At 46.8% G+C, this 23147-nt stretch carries 19 protein-coding genes; 13 read left to right on the top strand and 6 right to left on the bottom strand.

Going from position 1 to position 23147, the window contains the following annotated elements:
- The first annotated feature begins 78 nt into the window (after nucleotides 1-78).
- The 3 genes from rhlB to KI742_RS21645 all read left to right on the top strand — a co-directional run bounded on the left by rhlB (nucleotide 79) and on the right by KI742_RS21645 (nucleotide 4728).
- Complete coding sequence (rhlB, locus tag KI742_RS21655; protein WP_005378764.1) at nucleotides 79-1398, top strand: ATP-dependent RNA helicase RhlB; 1320 nt, start codon at nucleotides 79-81, stop codon at nucleotides 1396-1398.
- 20 nt (nucleotides 1399-1418) lie between these two features.
- Nucleotides 1419-2912, top strand: a complete 1494-nt coding sequence (gene gppA, locus KI742_RS21650; RefSeq protein WP_053306516.1) for a guanosine-5'-triphosphate,3'-diphosphate diphosphatase — start codon at nucleotides 1419-1421, stop codon at nucleotides 2910-2912.
- A gap of 172 nt (nucleotides 2913-3084) precedes the next feature.
- The gene (locus KI742_RS21645; protein ID WP_285386277.1) at nucleotides 3085-4728 is read left to right on the top strand and encodes a sugar nucleotide-binding protein; all 1644 of its coding nucleotides are present in this window, start codon (nucleotides 3085-3087) and stop codon (nucleotides 4726-4728) included.
- A 222-nt stretch (nucleotides 4729-4950) separates the two neighbouring features.
- Here the strand turns inward: KI742_RS21645 and KI742_RS21640 are convergent, their stop codons facing one another.
- From KI742_RS21640 to recQ, 3 genes are all read right to left on the bottom strand, one after another.
- Nucleotides 4951-5625, bottom strand: a complete 675-nt coding sequence (locus KI742_RS21640) for a 7-cyano-7-deazaguanine/7-aminomethyl-7-deazaguanine transporter (RefSeq protein WP_213898988.1) — start codon at nucleotides 5623-5625, stop codon at nucleotides 4951-4953.
- Between the two features lie 234 nt (nucleotides 5626-5859).
- Nucleotides 5860-6165, bottom strand: coding sequence for a DUF3630 family protein (locus KI742_RS21635; protein ID WP_285386275.1), 306 nt, complete (start codon nucleotides 6163-6165; stop codon nucleotides 5860-5862).
- Nucleotides 6166-6174: 9 nt separating this feature from the next.
- The gene (gene recQ / locus KI742_RS21630) at nucleotides 6175-8010 is read right to left on the bottom strand and encodes an ATP-dependent DNA helicase RecQ (protein ID WP_005451195.1); all 1836 of its coding nucleotides are present in this window, start codon (nucleotides 8008-8010) and stop codon (nucleotides 6175-6177) included.
- Nucleotides 8011-8188: 178 nt separating this feature from the next.
- Between recQ and rarD the strand changes: the two genes are divergently transcribed.
- The 4 genes from rarD to ggt all read left to right on the top strand — a co-directional run bounded on the left by rarD (nucleotide 8189) and on the right by ggt (nucleotide 12606).
- Nucleotides 8189-9106 carry an EamA family transporter RarD gene (gene rarD, locus KI742_RS21625; RefSeq protein ID WP_285386273.1) on the top strand — a complete coding sequence of 306 codons (918 nt, stop codon included), beginning with the start codon at nucleotides 8189-8191 and terminating at the stop codon, nucleotides 9104-9106.
- Nucleotides 9107-9179: 73 nt separating this feature from the next.
- Nucleotides 9180-9977 (top strand): AraC family transcriptional regulator, encoded by a 798-nt coding sequence (locus KI742_RS21620; protein ID WP_285386271.1) that lies wholly within the window; start codon nucleotides 9180-9182, stop codon nucleotides 9975-9977.
- Nucleotides 9978-10068: 91 nt separating this feature from the next.
- Complete coding sequence (locus tag KI742_RS21615) at nucleotides 10069-10728, top strand: LysE family translocator (protein WP_005378776.1); 660 nt, start codon at nucleotides 10069-10071, stop codon at nucleotides 10726-10728.
- A gap of 111 nt (nucleotides 10729-10839) precedes the next feature.
- Nucleotides 10840-12606: a gamma-glutamyltransferase gene (ggt, locus tag KI742_RS21610; protein ID WP_104975691.1), complete on the top strand. Its 1767-nt coding sequence runs from the start codon at nucleotides 10840-10842 to the stop codon at nucleotides 12604-12606.
- Between the two features lie 982 nt (nucleotides 12607-13588).
- On the opposite strand, the gene uvrD is transcribed toward ggt, so the two are convergent.
- Entirely contained in the window at nucleotides 13589-15763 is a 2175-nt protein-coding gene (uvrD, locus tag KI742_RS21605; RefSeq protein ID WP_005378778.1) for a DNA helicase II, read from the bottom strand.
- A 281-nt stretch (nucleotides 15764-16044) separates the two neighbouring features.
- Here uvrD and KI742_RS21600 point away from each other — a divergent pair, with 281 nt between their 5' ends.
- The 4 genes from KI742_RS21600 (at nucleotide 16045) to KI742_RS21585 (ending at nucleotide 18498) form a co-directional block, all read left to right on the top strand.
- The gene (locus tag KI742_RS21600; RefSeq protein ID WP_005378779.1) at nucleotides 16045-16305 is read left to right on the top strand and encodes a DUF2282 domain-containing protein; all 261 of its coding nucleotides are present in this window, start codon (nucleotides 16045-16047) and stop codon (nucleotides 16303-16305) included.
- A 99-nt stretch (nucleotides 16306-16404) separates the two neighbouring features.
- Nucleotides 16405-17277 carry a DUF692 domain-containing protein gene (locus KI742_RS21595; protein ID WP_137282453.1) on the top strand — a complete coding sequence of 291 codons (873 nt, stop codon included), beginning with the start codon at nucleotides 16405-16407 and terminating at the stop codon, nucleotides 17275-17277.
- The gene (locus tag KI742_RS21590; protein ID WP_137282454.1) at nucleotides 17274-18032 is read left to right on the top strand and encodes a DNA-binding domain-containing protein; all 759 of its coding nucleotides are present in this window, start codon (nucleotides 17274-17276) and stop codon (nucleotides 18030-18032) included. The genes KI742_RS21595 and KI742_RS21590 overlap by 4 nt, the downstream gene beginning before the upstream one ends.
- A gap of 10 nt (nucleotides 18033-18042) precedes the next feature.
- A complete protein-coding gene (locus KI742_RS21585; protein ID WP_054575520.1) occupies nucleotides 18043-18498 on the top strand; it encodes a DoxX family protein in 456 nt (151 codons plus the stop codon).
- Nucleotides 18499-18529: 31 nt separating this feature from the next.
- On the opposite strand, the gene KI742_RS21580 is transcribed toward KI742_RS21585, so the two are convergent.
- On the bottom strand, nucleotides 18530-18811 hold the full coding sequence (locus KI742_RS21580; protein WP_005378786.1) for a hypothetical protein: 282 nt from the start codon (nucleotides 18809-18811) through the stop codon (nucleotides 18530-18532).
- Between the two features lie 91 nt (nucleotides 18812-18902).
- Nucleotides 18903-20096 carry a multidrug effflux MFS transporter gene (locus tag KI742_RS21575; RefSeq protein ID WP_198912764.1) on the bottom strand — a complete coding sequence of 398 codons (1194 nt, stop codon included), beginning with the start codon at nucleotides 20094-20096 and terminating at the stop codon, nucleotides 18903-18905.
- A 107-nt stretch (nucleotides 20097-20203) separates the two neighbouring features.
- Between KI742_RS21575 and KI742_RS21570 the strand changes: the two genes are divergently transcribed.
- A complete protein-coding gene (locus tag KI742_RS21570) occupies nucleotides 20204-21145 on the top strand; it encodes a LysR family transcriptional regulator (RefSeq protein WP_005378791.1) in 942 nt (313 codons plus the stop codon).
- A 203-nt stretch (nucleotides 21146-21348) separates the two neighbouring features.
- Nucleotides 21349-23139 (top strand): aminopeptidase P family protein, encoded by a 1791-nt coding sequence (locus KI742_RS21565; RefSeq protein WP_262681905.1) that lies wholly within the window; start codon nucleotides 21349-21351, stop codon nucleotides 23137-23139.
- Nucleotides 23140-23147 lie beyond the last annotated feature (8 nt).

The raw sequence follows: 23147 nt of genomic DNA, 5'->3' as shown, positions 1-23147 counted from the left end.
GATGATAACCAGTAATTAGATGCCCTATTGGAATGTATTTACTTTCGTATTGCAAGCTTTAGCTGATATTCTATAGCCATGAAAAAGACGCATATCACAGAGCAAAAGTTCGCCGATTTGGGCTTAAAGCCCCAAGTTATTGAAGGATTGGACAAAAAAGGGTTCGAATTTTGTACCCCTATCCAAGCCTTGGCGTTGCCGGTCCTGCTCACCGGCCAAGACATCGCAGGCCAGGCCCAAACGGGTACTGGTAAAACGCTCGCGTTTCTTACTGCTACGTTCAACCACCTTCTGACGACTCCGGAACATGAAGGTCGTAAGCCTACACAGCCACGCGCAATTATTATGGCGCCTACACGTGAGCTCGCTATTCAGATTTACAATGATGCAGAATCATTAACTGAAAGCACAGGTCTAAAAACCGCTCTAGCTTACGGTGGTGAAAGCTACGACAAGCAACTTGCGAAACTGCAAGACGGCGTAGATATTCTGATCGGAACAACAGGCCGTATCATCGATTTCTACAAACAGCGCGTATTTAACCTCAACAACATTCAAGCTGTTGTTCTGGACGAAGCCGACCGCATGTTCGATCTTGGCTTTATTAAAGACATTCGCTTCTTGTTCCGTCGTATGCCTGAGCCAAAAGAGCGTTTGAACATGCTGTTCTCAGCAACGCTGTCTTACCGCGTTCAAGAACTGGCATTCGAACACATGAATACTCCTGAGCATGTCGTTGTCGAACCAGAACAAAAAACTGGCCACCGTATCCAGGAAGAGCTTTTCTATCCTTCGAATGAAGACAAAATGGCGCTGCTTCAAACACTAATTGAAGAAGAGTGGCCAGATCGCGCTATCATTTTTGCCAATACCAAGCATAAGTGTGAATCGGTTTGGGGTCATTTGGCTGCCGATGGACATCGTGTAGGCCTTCTTACTGGCGATGTACCGCAGAAGAAGCGTGAGAAGATTCTTGAGCAATTCACCAAAGGTGATGTCGACATCCTAGTTGCAACTGACGTTGCAGCGCGTGGCCTGCATATTCCTCAGGTAACGCACGTTTTCAACTACGACCTTCCTGACGACTGTGAAGATTATGTTCACCGTATTGGCCGTACTGGTCGCGCTGGTGCGAGCGGTCATTCGATCAGTTTTGCTTGTGAAGAGTACGCGGTTAACCTACCAGCAATCGAAGAATACATTGAGCATACAATCCCAGTTTCAGAGTACGATTCGTCGGCACTGATTCAAGATCTACCGGCTCCGATTCGTATGCGTGCACCACGCAACCAACAGCGCCGCACGAATACTGGCGGTACCCGCTCTGGTTCTGGTAACCGTAAGCCGCAGGGACGTCGTCCACGCCAACCGCGTCAATCGGCACCAAAACAATCGTAATAGGAAACTGAGTTCGTTTTATGAGTCAAGCAGGATCATCACCGCTATATGCCGCCATCGACCTCGGGTCGAACAGTTTTCACATGCTCGTTGTGCGTCACATCGATGGCAGCGTTCAAACAATGGCTAAAATTAAGCGCAAAGTTCGTCTAGCAGCGGGCTTAGATGAACATAATTCTCTTAGTATGGAAGCTATGCAGCGAGGATGGGACTGCTTAAGTCTATTTGCGGAACGCTTGCAGGACATTCCTAAACAAAACATTCGCATCGTCGGTACTGCAACATTACGTACCGCGACCAATGTAGATGTGTTTTTAGAAAAGGCTAACCAAATTCTAGGCCAGCCTATCGAAGTGATTACTGGTGAAGAAGAAGCAGCCACTATCTATAAAGGTGTCGCTCACACCTCTGGCGGTAGTGGTCGTCGCCTTGTAGTCGATATCGGTGGAGCAAGTACCGAACTGATTATCGGTGAAGGTTTCGAAGCCAAAGCACTGACCAGCTTAAAAATGGGCTGCGTGACTTGGCTTGAAAACTTCTTTAAAGATCGTCAATTGAATGCTCGTAACTTTGACGCGGCAATTGAAGGGGCGAAACAGACCATCCAGCCGATTTTAGAACGTTATACAGAAATTGGTTGGGATGTGTGTGTTGGTGCATCAGGCACTGTTCAGGCATTGCAAGAGATAATGCTGGCGCAAGGCATGGACGAAGTAATCACTCACTCCAAACTCAAACGTCTACAGAAGCAAGCCATGTTGGCCGACCATTTAGAAGAACTCGATATTGAAGGCTTAACACTTGAGCGTGCATTAGTGTTCCCTAGTGGCCTCTCTATTTTGATTGCCGTTTTTGAATTGCTTGAAATCGATGCTATGACACTCGCTGGCGGCGCACTACGCGAAGGCTTAGTGTATGAGATGGTTGAAGAGCTTCGTCAAGAAGACATTCGTGCCCGCACTATCGCTAGCGTACAAAATCGTTATCAGCTCGATCACCAATACGGTGAACAAGTCGCTAGTCTGGCACACACGCTTTTACAGCAAGCTGGGGGCGATGAGTGGATTACAGAGCCTCAGGGCAAGATATTACTCGAGACCGCCGCAAAACTGCATGAAATTGGCTTAACTATCGATTTCAAAAAAGGCGGAGAGCATAGTGCTTACTTGCTGCAGAATTTGGATCTGCCTGGTTACACGCGCGCGCAGAAGTTCTTTATTGGTGAAGTGGCTCGTCGCTATCGCGAACAACTCACTTCTTTACCTGAGCAGCATGCATTATCAGGCTCAAGTGCCAAACGAGTATTGAGACTATTGCGTCTTGCGGTTCTGCTCAGCCATCGTCGCAATCCTGATCTAGAGCCAAATGTGACTCTAACGGTTGAAGGCGACAATCTAACGTTACACATTGATGCGCAATGGCTAGAGAAAAACCCACTGACTGCGGCTGAGTTGGAAATTGAATCCAACCGTCAGACAGACATCGGCTGGCCATTAAATATCGTAGCAAAATAAGCGAATATCACTGCCTTACAATACTAAAGCCCAGGCGTTCGCTTGGGCTTTTTTGCATCTACTTCCCCTACAAAACGTGCTGCCCAGCAAAAATCTCAGCTTCTCCGCTCTACATCGAAAAACAGCCATGCTTTATTGATAAACACAATTTAGCCAACCAAGATGCACCATCATGAAAACCGTTTTAATGACTGGCTTAACTGGCACCCTCGCCCCAAAAGTCGCTCATCAGTTTCACCTACGCGGCTGGAACATATTGGAGTGGAATCACCACCAAATCCCGCCGGATGATCTACAGCAAAGTGAACAATTTTGGCAGCAACACCACATCAATGCGGTGTGCCATATGGCGATGGGAAGTGAAGAGTGGGCAGCGTGGCTTGGTGAGCAATGCAAACGCCATAATATTCCTTACCTCTTTGTCAGCACAGCAATGGTATTTGATGCCACAAAAAACGGGCCTTATGGCATCTTTGAAGAAAGAAACACCCAAGATGATTACGGCAAATACAAAGTTCGTTGTGAAGATGCAATCTGGCAAGCAAATCCAGATGCGATGGTTGCTCGAATTGGTTGGCAGCTCCATCACCAAGCAGAAGGCAATAACATGTTGGCGCATCTCGACCGCCAACATGAAGAGTACGGCGTTATTACCGCTAGCACAGCTTGGTATCCCGCGACTTCTCATATGGACGATACTGCACTCGCCTTTTTGCAGCTTATTGAGCGGAACGAAGCCGGTTTATACCATCTTGATAGCAACTTAAAGGATAAGTGGAATTTCTACGAACTCGTTTGTGCACTCAAACAGCATTACAACAAGCCATGGCAAGTGCTGCCAAGCAATGACTATCACCATGACCAACGTCTAACCGATGAACGAATTGCCTTGCCGCCATTGAGTGAACGTTTCAACAAACCAGAGCAAATCCAGCAAGCCGGCATCATAGGAATCAACTGGGGACGCACGCACATTCCCCACTATCGAAACAATGGTGTATCGGTCACAACGTTATGCGCCAACCAAATAGAACCGCTTCAGCAAGCGTGCAGTGAAGAAGCAACCCCAAAGGCAGAAACGAACATCAGCGCACTCAAGCAACTTGATGTAGTGACAATCGCGACACCTGCGCATACTCATGCAGAGATAATTAAGAAGTTAGGTTCAACCAAGCTAATTTGTGAAAAGCCATTGGTGGGATTGAATTCCGACATCACTCACTGGCAGCAACCGAACTCCAACCTATTGGTTAATTACGCCTTTGCTCAGCTAGAGACCGCCAAGACGATAGAGAAATGGCTCGCCTCGCAAACCCAACCTTGTGTGGTCAATCTAGTCACCCAAGTTAATCTACTAGGCACCTTCACGCTCAAAGAGTGGTTTCTTGAGACAGCTAGCCACCCTATTTCTTGGTTGCTGCATTGCTTCGGAGACTACTCTCAATCAACACTGGTTGAGGAAAACGGCCAACTGATCGTTGAGCTGCAATGTGACGACCACCAGCTAAGGTTTGTATTTGAACTAACAGGTGAACCGGGCATCGAGCACAATCTAACGATTCAATCCAACCAGACCTTAACCAGCAAAGGCTACTATCGTGTCGGCGAAAAATGGCGTTTCGAGCCCATTCTCGTTAATGGCAACGCGATAAATGATGGAGAGTATAGCGAGTCTGATTGCTGGCAGGACGCCAATCAACGCAGTATCGGTTTGATGTTGGCGATGTTCAATCAAAGCATCAGTTGGGAGAAAGGCCTGCGACTTGGCGCCTTCGATGCTCAAAAAGCCATTTTGATTGAGAGGATGCTCTGTTAGCCATTTCACCAGCGAGCTTCCTCTACGTGCCGTACCTTCGATTAAAAGGTCTCACTCGGGACCTTTTTTACTGCTCATTTTTACCTTCGTACAGCTCAGGGAGCTTTTGGATACCCATGATCTAATTACTCCCCACGCTGTACAAAACGCTCTAAACCCAAGTAAACAGGCACAAAAAAGCCGCTTGATTTGAGCAAGCGGCTTTCGGGGTTCCCACTGATATTAAGACTGAACGCTTGTCGTCACCTTAAAGTCAGGGTTCACCTCAGTCAGCTTCTTAATTAGGTAATTCAGTAATACGCCGTACATAGGAACAAACAAACCAAGACTGATAACCAGTTTGAAGCCGTAATCCACCAGCGCGATTTCCGTCCAATGCTCCGCCATAAATGGATCTGGGCTTTGGTAGAACGCAATGGCGAAGAAAGCGATAGTATCAAGTGCATTACCGAAAAGCGTTGAACACGTTGGTGCCACCCACCATTGCTTCATTTGACGTAAGCGGTTGAACACGTGTACATCCATGATCTGACCAAGTAGGTACGCCATGAAACTAGCAATCGCGATACGAGCAACGAACAAGTTAAATTCCCCTAGGTGACCAAAACCTTGGAATTGACCTTCGAAGAACACCACCGATAAGAAGTAAGACACTGCCAAAGCAGGCAACATCACTAAGAAGATGATCTTACGCGCCAACTGAGCACCGAAAATACGCACAGTTAAGTCAGTCGCTAAGAAGATAAATGGGAAAGTGAATGCGCCCCAAGTGGTATGGAAACCGAAAATAGTAAACGGTAGCTGAACTAGGTAATTGCTAGATGCAATAATGACTAGGTGGAATAGAACCAGATAGATAAGGGCGTTGCGCTGCTGCGCAGGGGTAAAGTTACTCATGCGATACCTTTTTAGTTTGGTTTGGGGGTGAGGGAACCCAAATCGAGTCACTGAATAAAGTGGCTCTTACCAACAATGTAAAATGAAAAATAAACTGGCTTGGCTCATTCTGAGCGAAGCGGTGGGCGATTATACATTAACCACTTTTCGCCGCAAGTCGTCTGTTTGATGCAAACGTTTAAGCATAAAAAAGGGTGTTTCATGTGAAACACCCTTTCAAGAAAAATTCTATTTTTACAAGCCGCGTTGGAACAACCCTGCAAGATAATCCAACTCTTCCCTGCTCTCTTCAATCGCTAACGCTTCAAACCAAATCGCTTCGCTGTAATGCTCTGCCTTCATAAACAGTCGGCAACCTTCAAAGTCAATCAGCCAAGAGTGAATGTCTGCATCCCATTGCTTTTCCACCACAGTAGCAGAAAGCAGTCCGACTAAACGCTCACCTAAAGCAGGAAAGCTATCAAGGTCAAAGCTCGGCGCGGTAATGATTAAGCGCCCTTCTTGTGCCATGTAGTCCGCTAAGCCAAATTCCTTTTGCATCTTGGTTCCTTATCCGTGGTGAGTAATGTGTTCTTGAATCAAATCAAGGAATGGGTCGGCGTACTTCTCCAGTTTACGCTGACCAACACCGCTGACTGCCAGCATTTCGCCGTAAGACGTTGGCAGAATTTCCGCCATATCAATCAAAGTCGCGTCACTGAAGACCACGTATGGTGGCAAACCATCTTCATCAGCAATCGACTTACGCAGCTTACGTAACTTAGCAAACAGCTTTTTGTCGTAGTTCTTGCTGGTCAGTTTATCTGATTTCGCCGCACGTGCTGCGGTGTCTAAACGCGGAACCGCTAACTCCAGAGTCACATCGCCACGTAGCAGCGGACGCGCTTCTTCGGTAAGTTGCAGCGTTGAGTTACGCGTGATGTTTTGGAACAACAGCCCTTTGTGGATTAACTGACGGAAGATACTCACCCAGTAATCGTGGCTGTGATCGCGCCCTATCGCGTAGGTAGAAATCTTATCGTGCCCATTTTCACGTACACGAATGTTTTGCATACCACGTAGCACCTCTACCACGTAGCCCATACCAAAGCTCTGATTCACTCGGTACACACAAGACAACGCCTTACGTGCTTCTTCTGTTGCATCAAAGTGCTTCGGTGGATCTAAGCAAATATCACAGTTGCCACATGGCTTCTCACGATACTCACCAAAGTAATTTAATAGCACCTGACGACGACAAGTTTGCGCCTCAGCAAAGGCACTCATAGCATTCAGTTTGTGGGTTTCCACCTGCTTCTGTGGACCATCGTCTTTCTCATCCAACATACGACGCAGCCAACTGATGTCCGCTGGGTCATACAACATCATGGCTTCCGCAGGTAGACCATCACGCCCTGCACGACCCGTTTCCTGATAGTAAGACTCGATGTTGCGCGGGATATCAAAGTGAACCACAAAGCGCACGTTTGGTTTGTTGATACCCATACCGAATGCCACGGTCGCCACTACAATTTGAATGTCATCGCGTTGGAAAGCTTCTTGGACGTAAGCGCGCTCATCAGCATCCATACCTGCGTGATAACCAGCAGCACGAATATGGTTGTTGCACAGCTTCTCGGTCACCATCTCAACTTTCTTACGGCTACCACAATAGATGATGCCGCAATTCCCCTTTTGGGTTTCAAGATAACGAACGATTTGCGAAACCGGCTTGTGCTTCTCAACTAAGTTGTAGCGAATGTTAGGACGGTCGAAGCTGCCTAGATAAACCTCTGGATTATTCAGTTGCAGACGCTCAAGAATATCTCGGCGCGTTGCATCATCCGCCGTCGCCGTTAGCGCCATAAATGGCACATGGGAAAACTGCTGCTTAAGTTGACCAAGCGCGGCGTATTCTGGACGGAAATCGTGTCCCCACTGGGAAATACAATGCGCTTCATCGACGGCAATCATCGATAGCGGCAAGTTTTCCAAGCGCTCAATGAAATCACGCATCAATACGCGTTCTGGTGAGACGTACACCAACTTAAGATGACCAGTGTGCATGCGGTTATATACGCTGAGCAGTTCTTCACGAGGCATGGTCGAGTTAATGCATTCAGCCGCTACACCGTTGGCTTTAAGCTGGTCCACTTGGTCTTTCATCAGCGAGATAAGCGGAGAAATCACCAAAGTAATACCAGAGCGAACCAAAGCAGGGATTTGATAACACAGCGACTTACCGCCACCAGTAGGCAGGATAACTAAGCTGTCGCGACCTTCTACCGCAGCATCAATCACCAACTGCTGACCATCACGGAACTCTTGGTAACCAAACACATCCTCCAACACACGTTGAGGCGTTACAGGCGAATCAGATTGTTCGGCTAACAAGGTCGAGGTCATGAAAAGTCTCAGATTGGGTCTTAAAAAAGAGGTGCTTATGCATACCACTGGCACACAAAGTGAGGGCACATTGTAATGGGGTTTCATGGTGAATAAAACCGCAAATTGTTAGGTGTTTCGCATCACGACTCGTATACTGATTTTCTGCTCTATAAAACACACAATTAGGTGACACTTCATGACACCAGAAGACGAACAACAACGCGCGCGGCAAGGCATCTTGCTAGCGATTGGTGCGTATACCATGTGGGGCATTGCGCCGATGTACTTTAAGTCCATCGCACAAGTATCTCCTTTGGAAATTCTAAGCCACCGAGTGATATGGTCTTTCTTTTTGCTTGCTGCACTCCTCCATTTTGGCCGTCACTGGCGCTCGGCTTACCACATCGCGAAAGACAAAACGAAAATCGCTTACCTGATCGCAAGTTCCATGTTAATTGGCGGCAATTGGTTGATTTTCATTTGGGCGGTAAACTCGAATCATATGCTCGACGCCAGCTTAGGTTATTACATTAACCCACTGATCAACGTCTTACTCGGGATGGTCTTCCTTGGTGAGCGACTGCGTAAATTACAGTGGTTCGCGGTTGTATTGGCAGGTTGTGGCGTACTCGTTCAACTGATTGTATTTGGCTCCGTACCTGTTGTTGCGATGGCGTTAGCAATGAGCTTCGGCTTTTATGGCTTATTAAGAAAGAAAGTCAGTGTCGATGCAAAAACTGGCTTGTTTATCGAGACATTACTTCTACTGCCAGTGGCCGCTGTTTATTTGCTTTTTGTTGCCGATACACCAACCTCAAATATGCTTACGAATCCACTTACGTTAAATAGTTTGTTGATCGCAGCTGGGGTTATAACAACCCTGCCACTGCTGTGCTTTACGGGTGCAGCAACAAGACTCAAATTATCGACTTTGGGCTTTTTCCAATATATAGGCCCAAGCTTAATGTTTTTACTTGCAGTATTGATATATGGCGAACCCTTTACCATGGATAAAGCGATCACTTTCGTCTTTATTTGGGGAGCACTAGTCGTGTTTAGCTTTGATGGATTACGTAATAACCGTCGCTCACGCCGAATCGTTCAGCCACAGTGATCGTTTTTTACAAGACAAGTTAGAAATTGCCAGATAAGCTTGGTCATAATGTGACCAAGCTTTTTTTTGTTTAATGGAACATATTCAGTACTACGCAACCGACCATGACAACTTGAGTCTAATAGAGGCGAAATACCAGAAATTTGCTTTTCAAAGGCATTACCATCTGGATTTTCATCTCGGCCTGATCACGCATGGTGCGCAGAAGTTCCAATATCAAGGTAACAACCACCAAGTTGGTCACGGGCAAATTGTGATTATGCCGCCGGATGAGCTGCACGACGGGCAATCTAAGCTCGAGAGTGGCTACGAAGTGAATGTGTTTGCGATCGAACCTCACCTATTGAGCGATCTAGCCGATCTTAAGAAAAACGGTCAAATAATACACTTCAACGAACTGATCATCTCGGATCCCCAGATATTTTCACAACTTAGTAACTTACACGGGCTACTTCGTCGTGAAAACCTCAGCCAACTCACTAAAGATTGCCTTCCTTTTGAAGGATTTAACCAGCTTTTTGATCGCTACGGATCGCTTGAGCGACAAAAAGTGGTGCCGTTAGGAAATCAATCACTTGGAACGTTAAAAGATTATCTAATGGCGAACCTCGACCAAGCGGTGCGTTTGGATTCGCTATCAGAACTGTGCCAACTGAGCCCAACTCAGTTCCAGCGCCACTTTAAAGCGCAAACTGGCATGACGCCTTATGCATGGTTCGCACGCCTGCGCCTCGAACAAGGCATGAAGTTACTGCAAGCTGGTCAATGTGGTACCGACGTCGCCCATCAAATCGGTTTCTATGATCAAGCGCATTTCAGCAAAGCGTTTAAGCAGACCTACGGCGTTTCCCCTTCTCAAGTGACTCGTTAATTTCATTTACCGAGAAAGCTGTCAGTTTTTTACAAGCGCCACAGGTGACTTACCACGACAATAGCCGCATTGGTTAAATTTGAGATGTGTTATGAATGAATCCACCATATTGCTGACACTCGCCAGCATTCACTTTATTGCCCTAATGAGTCCAGGTCCGGACTTTGCGCTGGTCGTACAAAATGCGACGCGTCATGGTCGTCAAACTGGCTTGTACATTGCGTTGGGATTGTCCGTCGGTATTTTGCTGCACTCTTTGTTCAGCCTGACAGGTGTGAGTTTTGTCGTCCACCAGCACCCAGTGCTGTATTCCGTGGTACAACTGCTCGGTGGTAGTTACCTGCTCTACTTAGGAATTGGCGCATTGCGTGCCGTGATCTCGATGATCCAAAACCCACTGACGGATCAACCTAAGAAGCAAAATAACCTAGTGATCAGCAATAAGCGTCAAGCGTTTGCTAAAGGGTTTGCGACCAACATTCTTAACCCAAAAGCCCTGGTGTTCTTTGTCAGTTTGATGTCGAGTTTAGTCCCAGCAGGTATGTCGATTACTGGCAAAGGTATTGCCTTGGTCATCCTGTTTGGCTTGTCGCTATTCTGGTTCTCTAGCCTTGCATGGATGCTGTCGACACAGCGCTTACAGCGTAAATTGCAACAAGCGGGTATCTACATCGACGGTCTATGCGGCGTGGTATTTACTCTAGTGGGCGGCAGTATTCTATACCAAACTATCAATACTTTTATCGGATAAAGTACTGATTTAAAAGCGTAGCACAATCGACATTTCTAAGATTGCTGACTCGACGTGACTCTCCATAACTGCCAAGCTCAAAGCACAAAACTGGCAACATGGAGAGTCATCATGCATTGGACGTTCAACCGACTCGTGACCACGGGTCTTTTTCTTACTTCCCCACTAATCTTATCTACCTCAGTCTTTGCTAACCAAGCAGCAGATGCGGTTGCGCCGGAGCACAGCACTGGCTTCGAGCAAAAACAATTGATCAAAGCGAAAGATTATATGGTTACCGCTGCTAACCCAATTGCAACCCAAGCTGGTGCGGATGTTATTGCCCAAGGTGGTAATGCTATTGATGCTATGGTTGCCGTGCAGCTGATGCTGGGCTTGGTAGAACCGCAATCATCAGGTATTGGTGGTGGCGCCTTCTTAGTGTATTGGGACAGTGAGAAACAAAAACTAACTACGTATGATGGACGCGAAACCGCACCGCTCGCCGCGACGCCGAAACTCTTTTTAGACGAAAAAGGACAACCCCTACAATTTTACGATGCGGTTGTCGGCGGGCGCTCCGTTGCCACTCCTGGTACAGTGAAACTGCTGTGGGACACGCACCAGAAATACGGCAAGTTGGAATGGAAGAAGATCATCCAACCCGTGATTACCTTGGCTGAGCAAGGTTTCGAAGTCAGTCCTCGCCTCGCGAGTCTGATTGAGAAAGATACTAAGCGCCTATCACGCTTCCCTGCGACTAAGGCTTACTTCTTCAATCCAGACGGCTCACCAAAAACCGAAGGCACGTTGTTGAAGAACCCTGAATACGCGCAAACTCTGACGGCAATTGCAGAGCAAGGGGCAAAAGCTTTCTATCAAGGCGATATCGCTACAGACATCATCAAGACCGTACAGAATGCACCGGGCAATCCTGGCGTATTGGCACAACCTGACTTTGATGCGTTCCAAATCAAGCAACGTGAACCGGTTTGTGCGGCTTACCAAAGCTATGACATCTGCGGCATGGGACCACCTAGCTCTGGCGCATTGACGGTTGGACAGATTCTCGCGATCACCGAGCAATACGATCTTAAAGGTTGGGGAGCCGAAAGTGCAAAATCATGGCAAGTGATCGCCGATGCATCGCGCCTTGCGTTTGCGGATCGCGGTAAGTACATGGCTGACCAAGATTATGTGCCAATGCCAACCGAAGGCTTGCTTGATAAAGATTATCTCAAACAACGTGCTGAGCTCATTCAAGTCGGTAAAGCCTTGAGTAAGGCTGAAGCCGGTAATCCTCCTTGGTCGCACGCCATGAACTTAAGCATGGACCAATCGATCGAGCTGCCTTCCACCAGCCATTTCAATATCGTCGATAAGCAAGGCAATGTGGTTTCAATGACAACAACCATCGAGAACGCCTTTGGCTCACGCTTGATGGTACGCGGCTTCTTGCTCAATAACGAACTGACCGATTTCTCTTTCCGCACGCATCAAGATGGTGTGCCAATCGCGAACCGCTTAGAACCGGGAAAACGCCCACGTTCATCCATGGCACCAACCATTATGATGAAGGATGACAAACCTTACATGGCAATTGGCTCACCGGGTGGCAGCCGCATTATTGGTTACGTCGCACAAGCCATTATCGCCCACACGCAATGGGATATGGACATCCAAAGCGCGATTAATCAGCCACGATTGCTGAACCGTTTTGGCACCTTAGATATTGAGCAAGGTACCGCCGCAGAGGGCTTACAGCCTGCTCTGGAGAAGATGGGCTTTAAAACCGATGTTCGGGATTTGAACTCTGGTCTGCATGCGATACGAATAACAAAAGACGGTCTTGAAGGCGCTGCGGATCCAAGACGTGAAGGTGCCGCTATCGGGCAGTAAGAGTCTTTCGCTCGACCCCTTGTGCGAGATCTCTCACAAAGGGTTGAGCAAACCTCTCTTTTTTAATGGTAAAACCGTACAGAAAAGAGCATAAGCCATTGAATTTAATGCTCATGTATCTTTTTTGAACGCTAAGAGAGTTAAAAAATGTGAGATTAGCCCGTTGTTGGAAATCGTTAAACACGTAATATTAAACCTGTCGGAAGGATGCTGACACGGAACAGGAAACACCACGGACTTGGTGAACTTCAGGAAGAAGAAACGGTTATTCAGGATGAATAGTCGGGCATGGATTGCAAAATTGGACATTGAACGGAATCAATAGTGACTAGGATGGTTGCTACTAAGGACGGGAAATGGACACCTCTGGACGAGGCAAGGATTTGAACATCAGGATGATGTCAGGGACACCGCTCAGGGAACAAGTGATGAGAGCTAACGAGGATAGTTAGCAGACCAGGATAAGGTCATTAAGGACACCGCTAGGAAGGCGACGTAAGGATTAAGCTGACGGATTCAGCACACTATCATGGATTAGATGCATGGAGCACTCTTAGTAGCTGGATTGCTGCGAGTAAGACTATAACCCCGATGGGCGCAAGCCCTCGGGGTTTTTCTTTGCCTAAAGTTTTTCTCAGTAGATCTGCTGAAAACAGGCATTCACCCACAACGCCCACCTTTCACTTCAAACGGCATCGTTAAGTCGCGCTTTTGTACTCCATTTATCATTCCATTTTTTACTGCGTTAGCGACACCAAAACCGCACAAACAAAAAGAGCCGCCGAAGCAGCTCTTAAGTTGATGATACCAATCACAGTAAATAAGTGATCAGAAATAGCGTAGGGAAAATGCTTGAGAACAAGGCGCAATTTTTCGATAAGTAGTTATTCTACAATCAAAAATTGCAACGCAGTTATCGAGTATTTTAACAAGCTAGAATGACCAGTTATTTACTACGATTGGTATGAGTTTTGGTCAAGCCTTACAGTTTCTCTAGTCGTGCGTAAGCAGTTACCAACCATTTGATGCCTTCACCGTTAAAGGCAATCTGTACACGGCTCTGTGGACCACTGCCTTCGAAGTTGATGATGGTGCCTTCACCAAACTTTGGATGCATCACACGAGAACCTAGCGTAAAGCCGGTTTCATTAAAGCTCTCTTTCACAACAGTTTGGCTAAATCGACCACTGCTTGAAGGACGGCTAACTTGCGCCTTCATTCGTACTTCATCTAAACAAGTTTCTGGCAGTTCACGGATAAAGCGAGACGGTTTATGGTATTTATCCTGACCGTACAAACGACGCATTTCAGCATAAGTGATGTACAGTTTCTGCATCGCACGGGTCATGCCTACGTAACACAGACGGCGTTCTTCTTCTAAGCGCCCTGCTTCTTCTGCCGACATTTGGCTTGGGAACATGCCTTCTTCCACACCGACCATAAACACCAATGGAAACTCTAGACCTTTCGCACTGTGTAATGTCATGAGCTGAACCGCATCTTCAAATTCGTCCGCTTGTCCTTCGCCCGCTTCTAGTGCTGCGTGGGTTAGGAATGCCGTCAGCAGTGACATGTCTTCGGCTTCTTCTGGTTTCTCGAATTGGCGAGTTGCGGTCACCAATTCCTCCAAGTTCTCAATACGTGCCTTAGACTTTTCGCCCTTCTCTTGCTCGTACATCGCGAACAAGCCCGAGTATTTAATCACATGGTCAGTTTGGTGATGCAGCGGCATCTCTAAGGTGTCGTCTTCTAGCGCGGTGACAAGCTCGATAAAACGGCTCAGAGCACCAGCAGCGCGACCAGCAAGCACCTTCTCGTCCAACATTGCCACACTCGCTTCCCACATAGTGCAACCACGGTCACGAGCCGCAAAACGGATGGTTTCAAGCGTCTTATCACCCAAACCACGCGTTGGCGTATTCACCACACGTTCAAACGCCGCATCATCGTTACGGTTGGCAATCAGACGCATGTAGCTCAAGGCATCTTTGATTTCCTGACGTTCGAAGAATCGCATGCCGCCGTAGATACGGTAAGGCAGACCGGCTTGAATTAACGCTTCTTCCAGAACACGCGACTGGGCGTTGTTACGGTAAAGCATCGCAGCGTCATTCAGAGCACCGCCCTTGTCTTGCCACTCTTTGATTTTGTTCACCGCAAAACGGGCTTCATCTAATTCGTTGTAAGCGCTGTAAACCGAGATAGGCTCACCGACCACGCCATCCGTCCACAACTCTTTACCCATACGCTCGGTGTTATTCGCAATCAGGGTGTTAGATGCTTCCAGAATGGTCTTAGTGGAACGGTAGTTTTGCTCAAGACGAATGGTATTCACGCTTGGGAATTCGAGCGTAAACTTCTCAATGTTCTCGACTTTTGCACCACGCCAACCATAAATCGACTGGTCGTCATCACCTACGATCATCACGTGACACTCAGGACCCGCCATCATACGTAGCCAAGCATATTGAATGTTGTTGGTATCTTGGAACTCATCCACCAAGATATGCTTAAAGCGTGCTTGGTAGTGTTCACGGACGAACTTGTTATCACGCAGTAGCTCATGTGCGCGCAGCAAGATTTCCGCAAAATCGACTAAACCAGCACGATCACACGCTTCTTGGTAAGCGGTGTACAACTGTAGATATGTCTTGGTTACTGGATCATGGTACGCATCAATGTGCGACGGGCGCAGACCTTCGTCTTTCTTACCGTTAATCCACCATGCCACTTGGCGTGCCGGCCACTGCTTCTCATCGAGGTTTTGCGCTTTAATCAAACGCTTTAGTAGACGCTGTTGGTCGTCACTGTCAATGATTTGGAAATCTTCCGGTAGCTTCGCATCAAGATAGTGTGCACGCAGAATACGGTGACAAATGCCGTGGAAAGTACCATTCCACATACCGCCTGCACTGCCCATCATTAGCTCTTCGATACGTCCACGCATCTCTGCCGCCGCCTTATTGGTAAAGGTTACCGACATAATTGAAAACGGAGAAGCTTGCTCGACCGACATCAGCCAAGCGATACGGTGAACAAGAACGCGTGTCTTACCACTTCCTGCGCCAGCAAGAACGAGCAAGTTTTCTAGAGGTGCTGCAACGGCTTCACGTTGTTTATCGTTCAAACCGTCGAGTAATAGAGATGGATCCATCATGATGAGAGCTACTGGTTATTTATACATAAAAACCGATTATAACCTAAACAACCGGGTGCTGTTTAGACAAAACTTGATAAAAAAATCGATGTTTTTTTGCCCAACACATCAATTAGTTATACCTATTTGACCCTGCAAACCCATTTACTTCAGAAATTTTTCTGAAAGTTTTTTAGCCAGTTTCCTATCTTTTAAGTTAAGCAAGTTGATAACAAAAACGCCAAAACAGGCGATTCATCTTGCCAACTTAAAGTAAAGGAAATCATTCAGAGGAATTTATTATGAAAAAGTCGAATCTAGCTGTTACTGCTGCTGTTACTGGTCTTCTAGCTCTTGGTGGCACAATGCTAACTGCAGCTCCAGCTGTCGCTGCTGAAAAAGAAAAGTGCTATGGCGTTTCTAAAGCAGGTAAAAACGACTGTGCAACAAAAAGCAGCTCATGCGCTGGTACTTCTAAAGAAGATAACCAAAAAGACGCATTCGTAGTCGTACCAAAAGGTCTTTGTGACAAGCTCGCTGGCGGTAGCACTTCTTCTTCATAATCTTTTATCGCTAGCTATTGTGAGGATGCGTTGACGCTCAACCAACGCAAAGCCAAGACGCATCCTTCTCTTCCCGCACGATTTGAAAAGGAGTTTCACGTGAAACACCACACCTTCCACGACCTTGTTGGAGTTGGATTAAGAACCCCTCACCTCGATTACTTTAGCCAAAACCAACCCGAGTTGTCTTGGTTAGAAATCCACAGTGAAAACTATTTCCAACCCAATGCAGCAGAGCGTCATCAACTACAAACGCTTCGCGAGCAATATCAAATTAGCTGCCACGGTATTGGTTTGTCGTTAGGTTCGGTGGAACGTGTTAGTCAAAAGCATCTTGCGCAACTTAAAGCACTGATTGACTCAATCGACCCAATCCTTGTTTCTGACCATTTAAGTTGGAGTGAAAACGGCGGTCACTACTTTAATGACCTGCTTCCACTTCCGTATACGGAAGAAGCGCTCAACGTGTTCACTCGTAACGTGAATGAAGTGCAGGATTATTTGCAACGCGAGATCTTGATAGAGAACCCATCTAGTTATGTGAAGTTTCAACATTCGACCATCAGCGAATGGGAGTTTCTTACCGAAGTGCAAAAGCGCACTGACTGTCGTTTATTGCTCGATTTAAACAATGTTTATGTTTCGGCGTTCAACCACGGTTTCGATTGCGACACATACCTAGATGTGATTCCAGCCGACAAAGTGGATGAGATTCACTTGGCAGGTTTTACCATCAAACAACTCGACAAAGGTGAGATATGGATTGATACCCATAGCCGCCCGGTTAGCGATGAAGTTTGGCAGTTGTTTTCACAGTGGACAAAAAAACACGGTCCACGTCATACGTTGATTGAATGGGATTTGGATATCCCCGCGCCAGAAGTCTTGCTCGAAGAAGCGCAGAAAGCATCGCAACTGCTGTTGCAAGGCACACTTCCAAGTGAACAAAGCGAACCAAGGAAGGCATCATGAATCTAGCCACCTTACAAAGCCAGTTTGCTAAAGCCCTGCACTATCAAGCGCTCGGTGAAGACTGCGATATTGCCAGTGATGAGTTTACCGCTGATGAACGCATACAAATTTACCGCAATAACTTTATCGTCAGCTTAAGCGAAGTGTTGTCCGCGACCTACCCGATGGTTGAAGCGCTGCTTGGTGAAGAATGCTTTGAACAGATAGCTCGCCAGCATGTTCTTTCTTACCCATTAGAAGAAGGAAATGTGGTGCATTATGGCGAAGGCTTTCAAGACACCATCATGCAGTTCAGTCAGGTGATCGCACAAGCACCTTACAGCCCTGAAGTCGCACGCTTCGAGTGGCATATCGACCTAGCTCGTCAAGCACAGTATGAGCAATCCAATGCAGCGGAATTAAAACCGCTTGCGTTACTTGGCGAAGTGAGTGAAGAGCAACAACCCACTTTAGTCTTACACCTTAAAAAGGGCTGCCGCAGCTTTGACTCCAACTGCGCAGTATTCGATCTATTTAGCGCGATTCAAACTGGGCAATTCGAACAACTTAATATCAACCAATTACAGCAAGGTGTCATCTCGATTCAAGCCAATGGAGAAGCCTTGTGTCACGCACTCGATGCTGATGTGTTCCAACTGCTGCAATGTTTAGAGCAGAAGCAGAGTTTGAGCGAAATACCTGAAGTTTTACTCGCTCATCTCAATCGCATCATGGCACTCGATATTGTTGACGGCTTTACATTGCAATCAATCTAAGGAGCACTCTATGACGGATACGGTTAAAAACTTAGTGAATCGGTACGACGATTTAATCAGTACCTTACAAGCAGCCTTTGTCCCTTTACTACTTCTCTTTTGCCGCTTTTGGGTTGCTTGGGTGTTCTTCAATTCAGGACTAATCAAAATCTCATCTTGGGATAGCACGCTGTACTTATTTGAGCTGGAATACCAAGTGCCAATCTTGCCATGGGAATTGGCGGCTTATTTAGGTACGGCTGCGGAGTTGGTTCTACCGGTGTTCTTGGCACTAGGATTGATTACCCGCCCGATGGCAGCAATGCTCTTTGTGTTCAACATCATCGCAGTGATCTCTTACCCACTGTTGTGGGAGAAAGGTTTTTATGACCACCAACTTTGGGGATTGATGATTCTTATCGTAATCGTATGGGGGCCAGGACCGCTGTCTTTGGACCACATCCTGAAAAAGAAAATGACGAGCTAAAAAAATCCCCGCATCATGCGGGGATTTTTTATTATTTATTCAAGTAAGCCAGTAGCTCTTCTGCTGAGATACCTTGCTGAGCGAGGTCTTTTGCCATCTGCTCGACTTGTTCATCTTTGCGTGACTCAATCACTTGCTGAAATTGGTACACGATATCACGCAAAATTGGCAGAGGTACTTGTTTAGCCGCACTACGAATACGCTCGGAGCTTTGATTACCCAGCTCATTAAGCAACTTGCCAAACATCACCTTTTCTGGTGAATCTTCCATTTGCTCTAGAATACGAGCCATTTCATACGTGGTTAACGACATTACTTTTTGAGTTCCGTTATGGTGTCAGGAAAAGTCTGAGTGACAAATATACACGCCTTACTTACATTGGAAAATACTAAATTACACTGATTTACGCTTTCGCAAAGCTCGAGTGCCAGTTCTTCCCTGCTTTTGTAAACAGAACGACCAACGCAGGTAATAGGACCCACATATGAATTGCGATCAAGGTTTGTGGATCCAGAGATAAGCGTTGCAGTGTACCCACCAACAAACCAGAGCCACTCATTTGGAACAATCCAAGCAGTGCAGCTGCCGTGCCCGCCTTATCACCAAACGGTTCTAACGCTTTCCCTGCCGCTGCACCCAGAATGAATGCAAAACCTACAGAAGACATGAAGATAGGTAACATGAAAGAAAGCGCGGTATTCTGACCATTCATCACTAGCATGATCACACCTGCGAGACCCAGAGTTGAGATCCCGGTGACCAAGGTGTTGTGAGTTCCAACGCGCTCCATAAACTTAGGCGCCAGCATACATGCCGCAATGTTTATCACCGCATTTACACCAAACCAGAAAGTGAATTCATTCATCGACAGCCCCATCCCCGTCATCAATACCGACGGTGCTGAGGTAACGTAAGCAAGAATAACCGCCATCGCCATCAAGCATAATGACGCATGGAAAACAAAAGATGGTGTGCTAAGCACTGCCCAATACCGACTAAGCTTAAACACGGCTTGCTTTTCTGTTGACGGGTTAGTCTCTCTCATCATGAAAAACATCAATGATCCAGACACCACAGCAAAACCCGCCATAAAGCTAAAGTTAGCACGCCAGTCAAATTGCTGAGTTAACCAGCTACCTAGAATTGGAGCTAAAGCCGGAATGAAACAAATCGCACCGTTAAGGTAGCTGATCATTTTGCCGCTTTTTTCCGGGCCAAAGATATCGCGAACAGTTGCAAAGGCTGCTACCGATGTCGCACACGCACCTAAGCCTTGTAGCAGTCGGGAAACCAACATCCACTCAATATTTTGAGCACTCCACGCCAATAAAGCGCTCATCGCGTAAATGGTGATACCGCCCAATGCAACAGTTCGACGTCCGAGTTTATCTGCTAGGGGACCTGCGAATAGCTGACCAACACCCATAGCAAATAAGAACCAAGTGATCGTGTCTTGTGCTAGCGCATTATCGACCTGAAAAGTGGAAGCAATAAGAGGTAAAGCAGGTAGATAAATATCAATCGCTAAAGGACTGAAAAGAACCAAAAGGGTCAATAACGCCATCTGTTTTTTACTATTAGAAAACTGGCTAGACACACAACACTCCGAATTGGATAAAGAACTTTGGGTAAAGCTTAATCATCTGATGATATGAATGGAAATGATGTATAATCATGAGCATTATTCCTCAGAGGAAATTCACTGTGAACGTCGAAAAACTGGCTCGTATCGATTTAAATCTATTGGTCTGCTTTAAAGTGCTGATTGAAGAGTTAAACGTTACTCGTGCGGCCCACCGATTGTGCTTAAGCCAATCCGCCGTAAGTAAATCACTGGCTAAACTGCGCATTCAATTTGATGACCCGCTTTTCACTCGAAACTCACATGGATTAACACCTACGCCGCGCGCATTGTTTCTTAAACCGAAACTGGATCTGTTGATAAATCAGTTAGAAGTGCTGACTCAACCCGAAGAGTTTTCTCCGCAAAGCAGCGAATACCGTTTTCAAATAGCAGCGGTAGAGAGTGTCTACCCTCTCATTCTACCCCATTTCTTACCGGCGATTTTTCAACAAGCACCTGGCGTGACAATTAGCACACACCCGTGGTCGGATAATACATTTAAAATGCTTCAACGCGGCGAACTGGATTTAGGCTTAACTGGAAAAGATATCGATATAAACGATGCCAAGCTGACTCTTCAACCACCCGATGACATTTGCGAGTTGGAAATTTATCGTGATTACCAAATGTGCATCATTCGCAAAAACCACCCTGCGCTAAAACAACCTTGGAATCTGGAAGCCTATCTCGCCCTACGCCATGTACAAGTACGTTGTGATGGCAACGACCGTTGGTTGCTAGATTATCGCCTTGCAGATATTGGCGCCGACCGCGATATTGCCGTCACCGTGCCCGACTTTAACAGTGCCGCAAGTTTATGTTCATACACCGACTTTATCTTTACTGCGCCAAGTCATTTTGTGCAACTTGCGGCCAAACAGCTTGATTTGGTCGTGCTGCCACTACCGTTAGAATTCCCACCTATGGCTTACACTTTATTCTGGCACCGAGATAGAGAAAACGACCCTGCATTAGGCTGGCTACGTACGATGATCACACAAAAAACCGATCACCTTAGATAAAAACACCGCACTCAATTTGCGCTTAGCGGCTAAAATGAGTAGCTTAACTGTCGTAGTCCTTTTTGGCTCATCTATGGCCTAGTTGTACTCCGACTCTATTGAAGTGATTGCGAACCTCAATGGAATCGTAAACTGCATGAAGCAGATGGAAACAGCTCCCACACCTGAGCATGAAGGAGCGGTAATTTGAAGGAATAACACAGATGCACAACGATACCCAAAGCCGCGTGAATGCAATTCGCGAATGGCTAGCACAACATAATATTGATGCCCTACTTGTCCCACATGAAGACGAGTACTTGGGCGAATACGTACCAGCGCACAACGAGCGTTTACATTGGCTAACTGGCTTTACTGGTTCTGCTGGTGCTGCGGTAATCACCAAAGACAAAGCCGCTATCTTTGTTGATGGTCGCTATACAGTACAAGTAACAAAGCAGGTTCCTGCTGATCTATTCGAATACCGTCACTTGATTGAAGAGCCTGCACTAGATTGGATTAAAGACCATCTTGCAAATGGCGCGTCTGTGGCAATCGACCCTCGCATGCACAACTCTGCTTGGCTAGACATGGCACAAGCAAAACTTGCAGGTACCCTTGAGCTTAAGATTCTCGATAGCAACCCAATTGATGAACTGTGGCACGACCGCCCTGCTCCTGTGGTTTCTGATGTTCGCCTAATGGCAACAGAAACAGTTGGACAATCAAGTGAAAGCAAACGCCAAGAAATCGCAGAGCTCGTGAAAAAAGCCGGTGCAGACAGCGCAGTGATCACAGCACTTGATTCTATCTGTTGGTTGCTCAACGTTCGTGGTCTAGATGTCTCACGTCTACCAGTTCTGCTTTCTCACGCGATTCTGCACTCAGATTCAAGCGTGGAGTACTTCCTAGATCCTGCTCGCCTACCTGCTGAGTTTGACGCTCATGTTGGTGCGGACGTAACAGTTCATCACCCAGAAGCATTGCAAGCACGCCTAGAAACTCTAACTGGCAAGAATGTACTGGTTGACCCTGCGACAAGTAACGCATGGTTTAAGTTGGTTCTACAAAATGCTGGCGCATCTGTGGTGAGTAAAGCTGACCCATGCCTAATGCCAAAAGCGGCGAAGAACGCGGTTGAAATCGCAGGCATGAAAGCATGCCATATCCGTGATGGTGTGGCGATGAGTAAGTTCCTATCTTGGTTAGATACTGAAGTCGCTGCTGGTAACCTGCATGATGAAGCGACACTAGCTGACAAACTGGAAGCGTTCCGTAGCGAAGACCCAACACTTATGGATCTTAGCTTTGATACCATTTCAGCGGCAGGTGGCAACGCGGCGATGTGTCACTACAACCACGAGAACCAACCTGAACCTGGCAAGCTAGAACTGAACACGCTTTACCTAGTGGATTCAGGCGGTCAGTACCTAGATGGCACGACAGACATCACGCGTACAATTGCGATTGGTCAGCCTTCACAGGAGATGATTAAACAATTCACTCTCGCGCTAAAAGGTCACATCGGTGTTGCTCGTGCACGTTTCCCGAAAGGCACACGTGGTTACCAAATCGATACGCTAGCTCGTCAGCACTTATGGGCGGAAGGCTACGATTACGATCACGGTACTGGTCACGGTGTTGGTCACTTCCTAAGTGTTCATGAAGGTCCGGCGAGCATTTCGAAGAAGCAAATCGACGTGCCTCTAACAGAAGGTATGGTGCTATCCAACGAGCCAGGCTACTACCGTGCAGATGCGTTTGGTATTCGTATTGAAAACCTAGAGCTTGTTGTTGAAACCGCAACAAACGGTGACTTCCCTGTTCTGTCATTCGAGTCGCTAACACGCTGTCCAATCGACAAGCGCAACATCAACGTTGATATGCTAACTCGTCCAGAGCTTGCATGGTTGAATGATTACCATCAGAAGGTATGGGATGAGATCAGCCCACTTGTTGAGGGTGATGTGAAAGAGTGGCTTCGTCAAGCAACGCTACCAGTAGCACACAGCTAGAAGCTAGA

The organism is Vibrio sp. D417a (assembly GCF_030248595.1).
Classification (GTDB): domain Bacteria; phylum Pseudomonadota; class Gammaproteobacteria; order Enterobacterales; family Vibrionaceae; genus Vibrio; species Vibrio alginolyticus.
The sequence above is the reverse complement of the archived record's forward strand: the minus strand, read 5'-3'. Positions and strand labels throughout refer to the sequence as shown.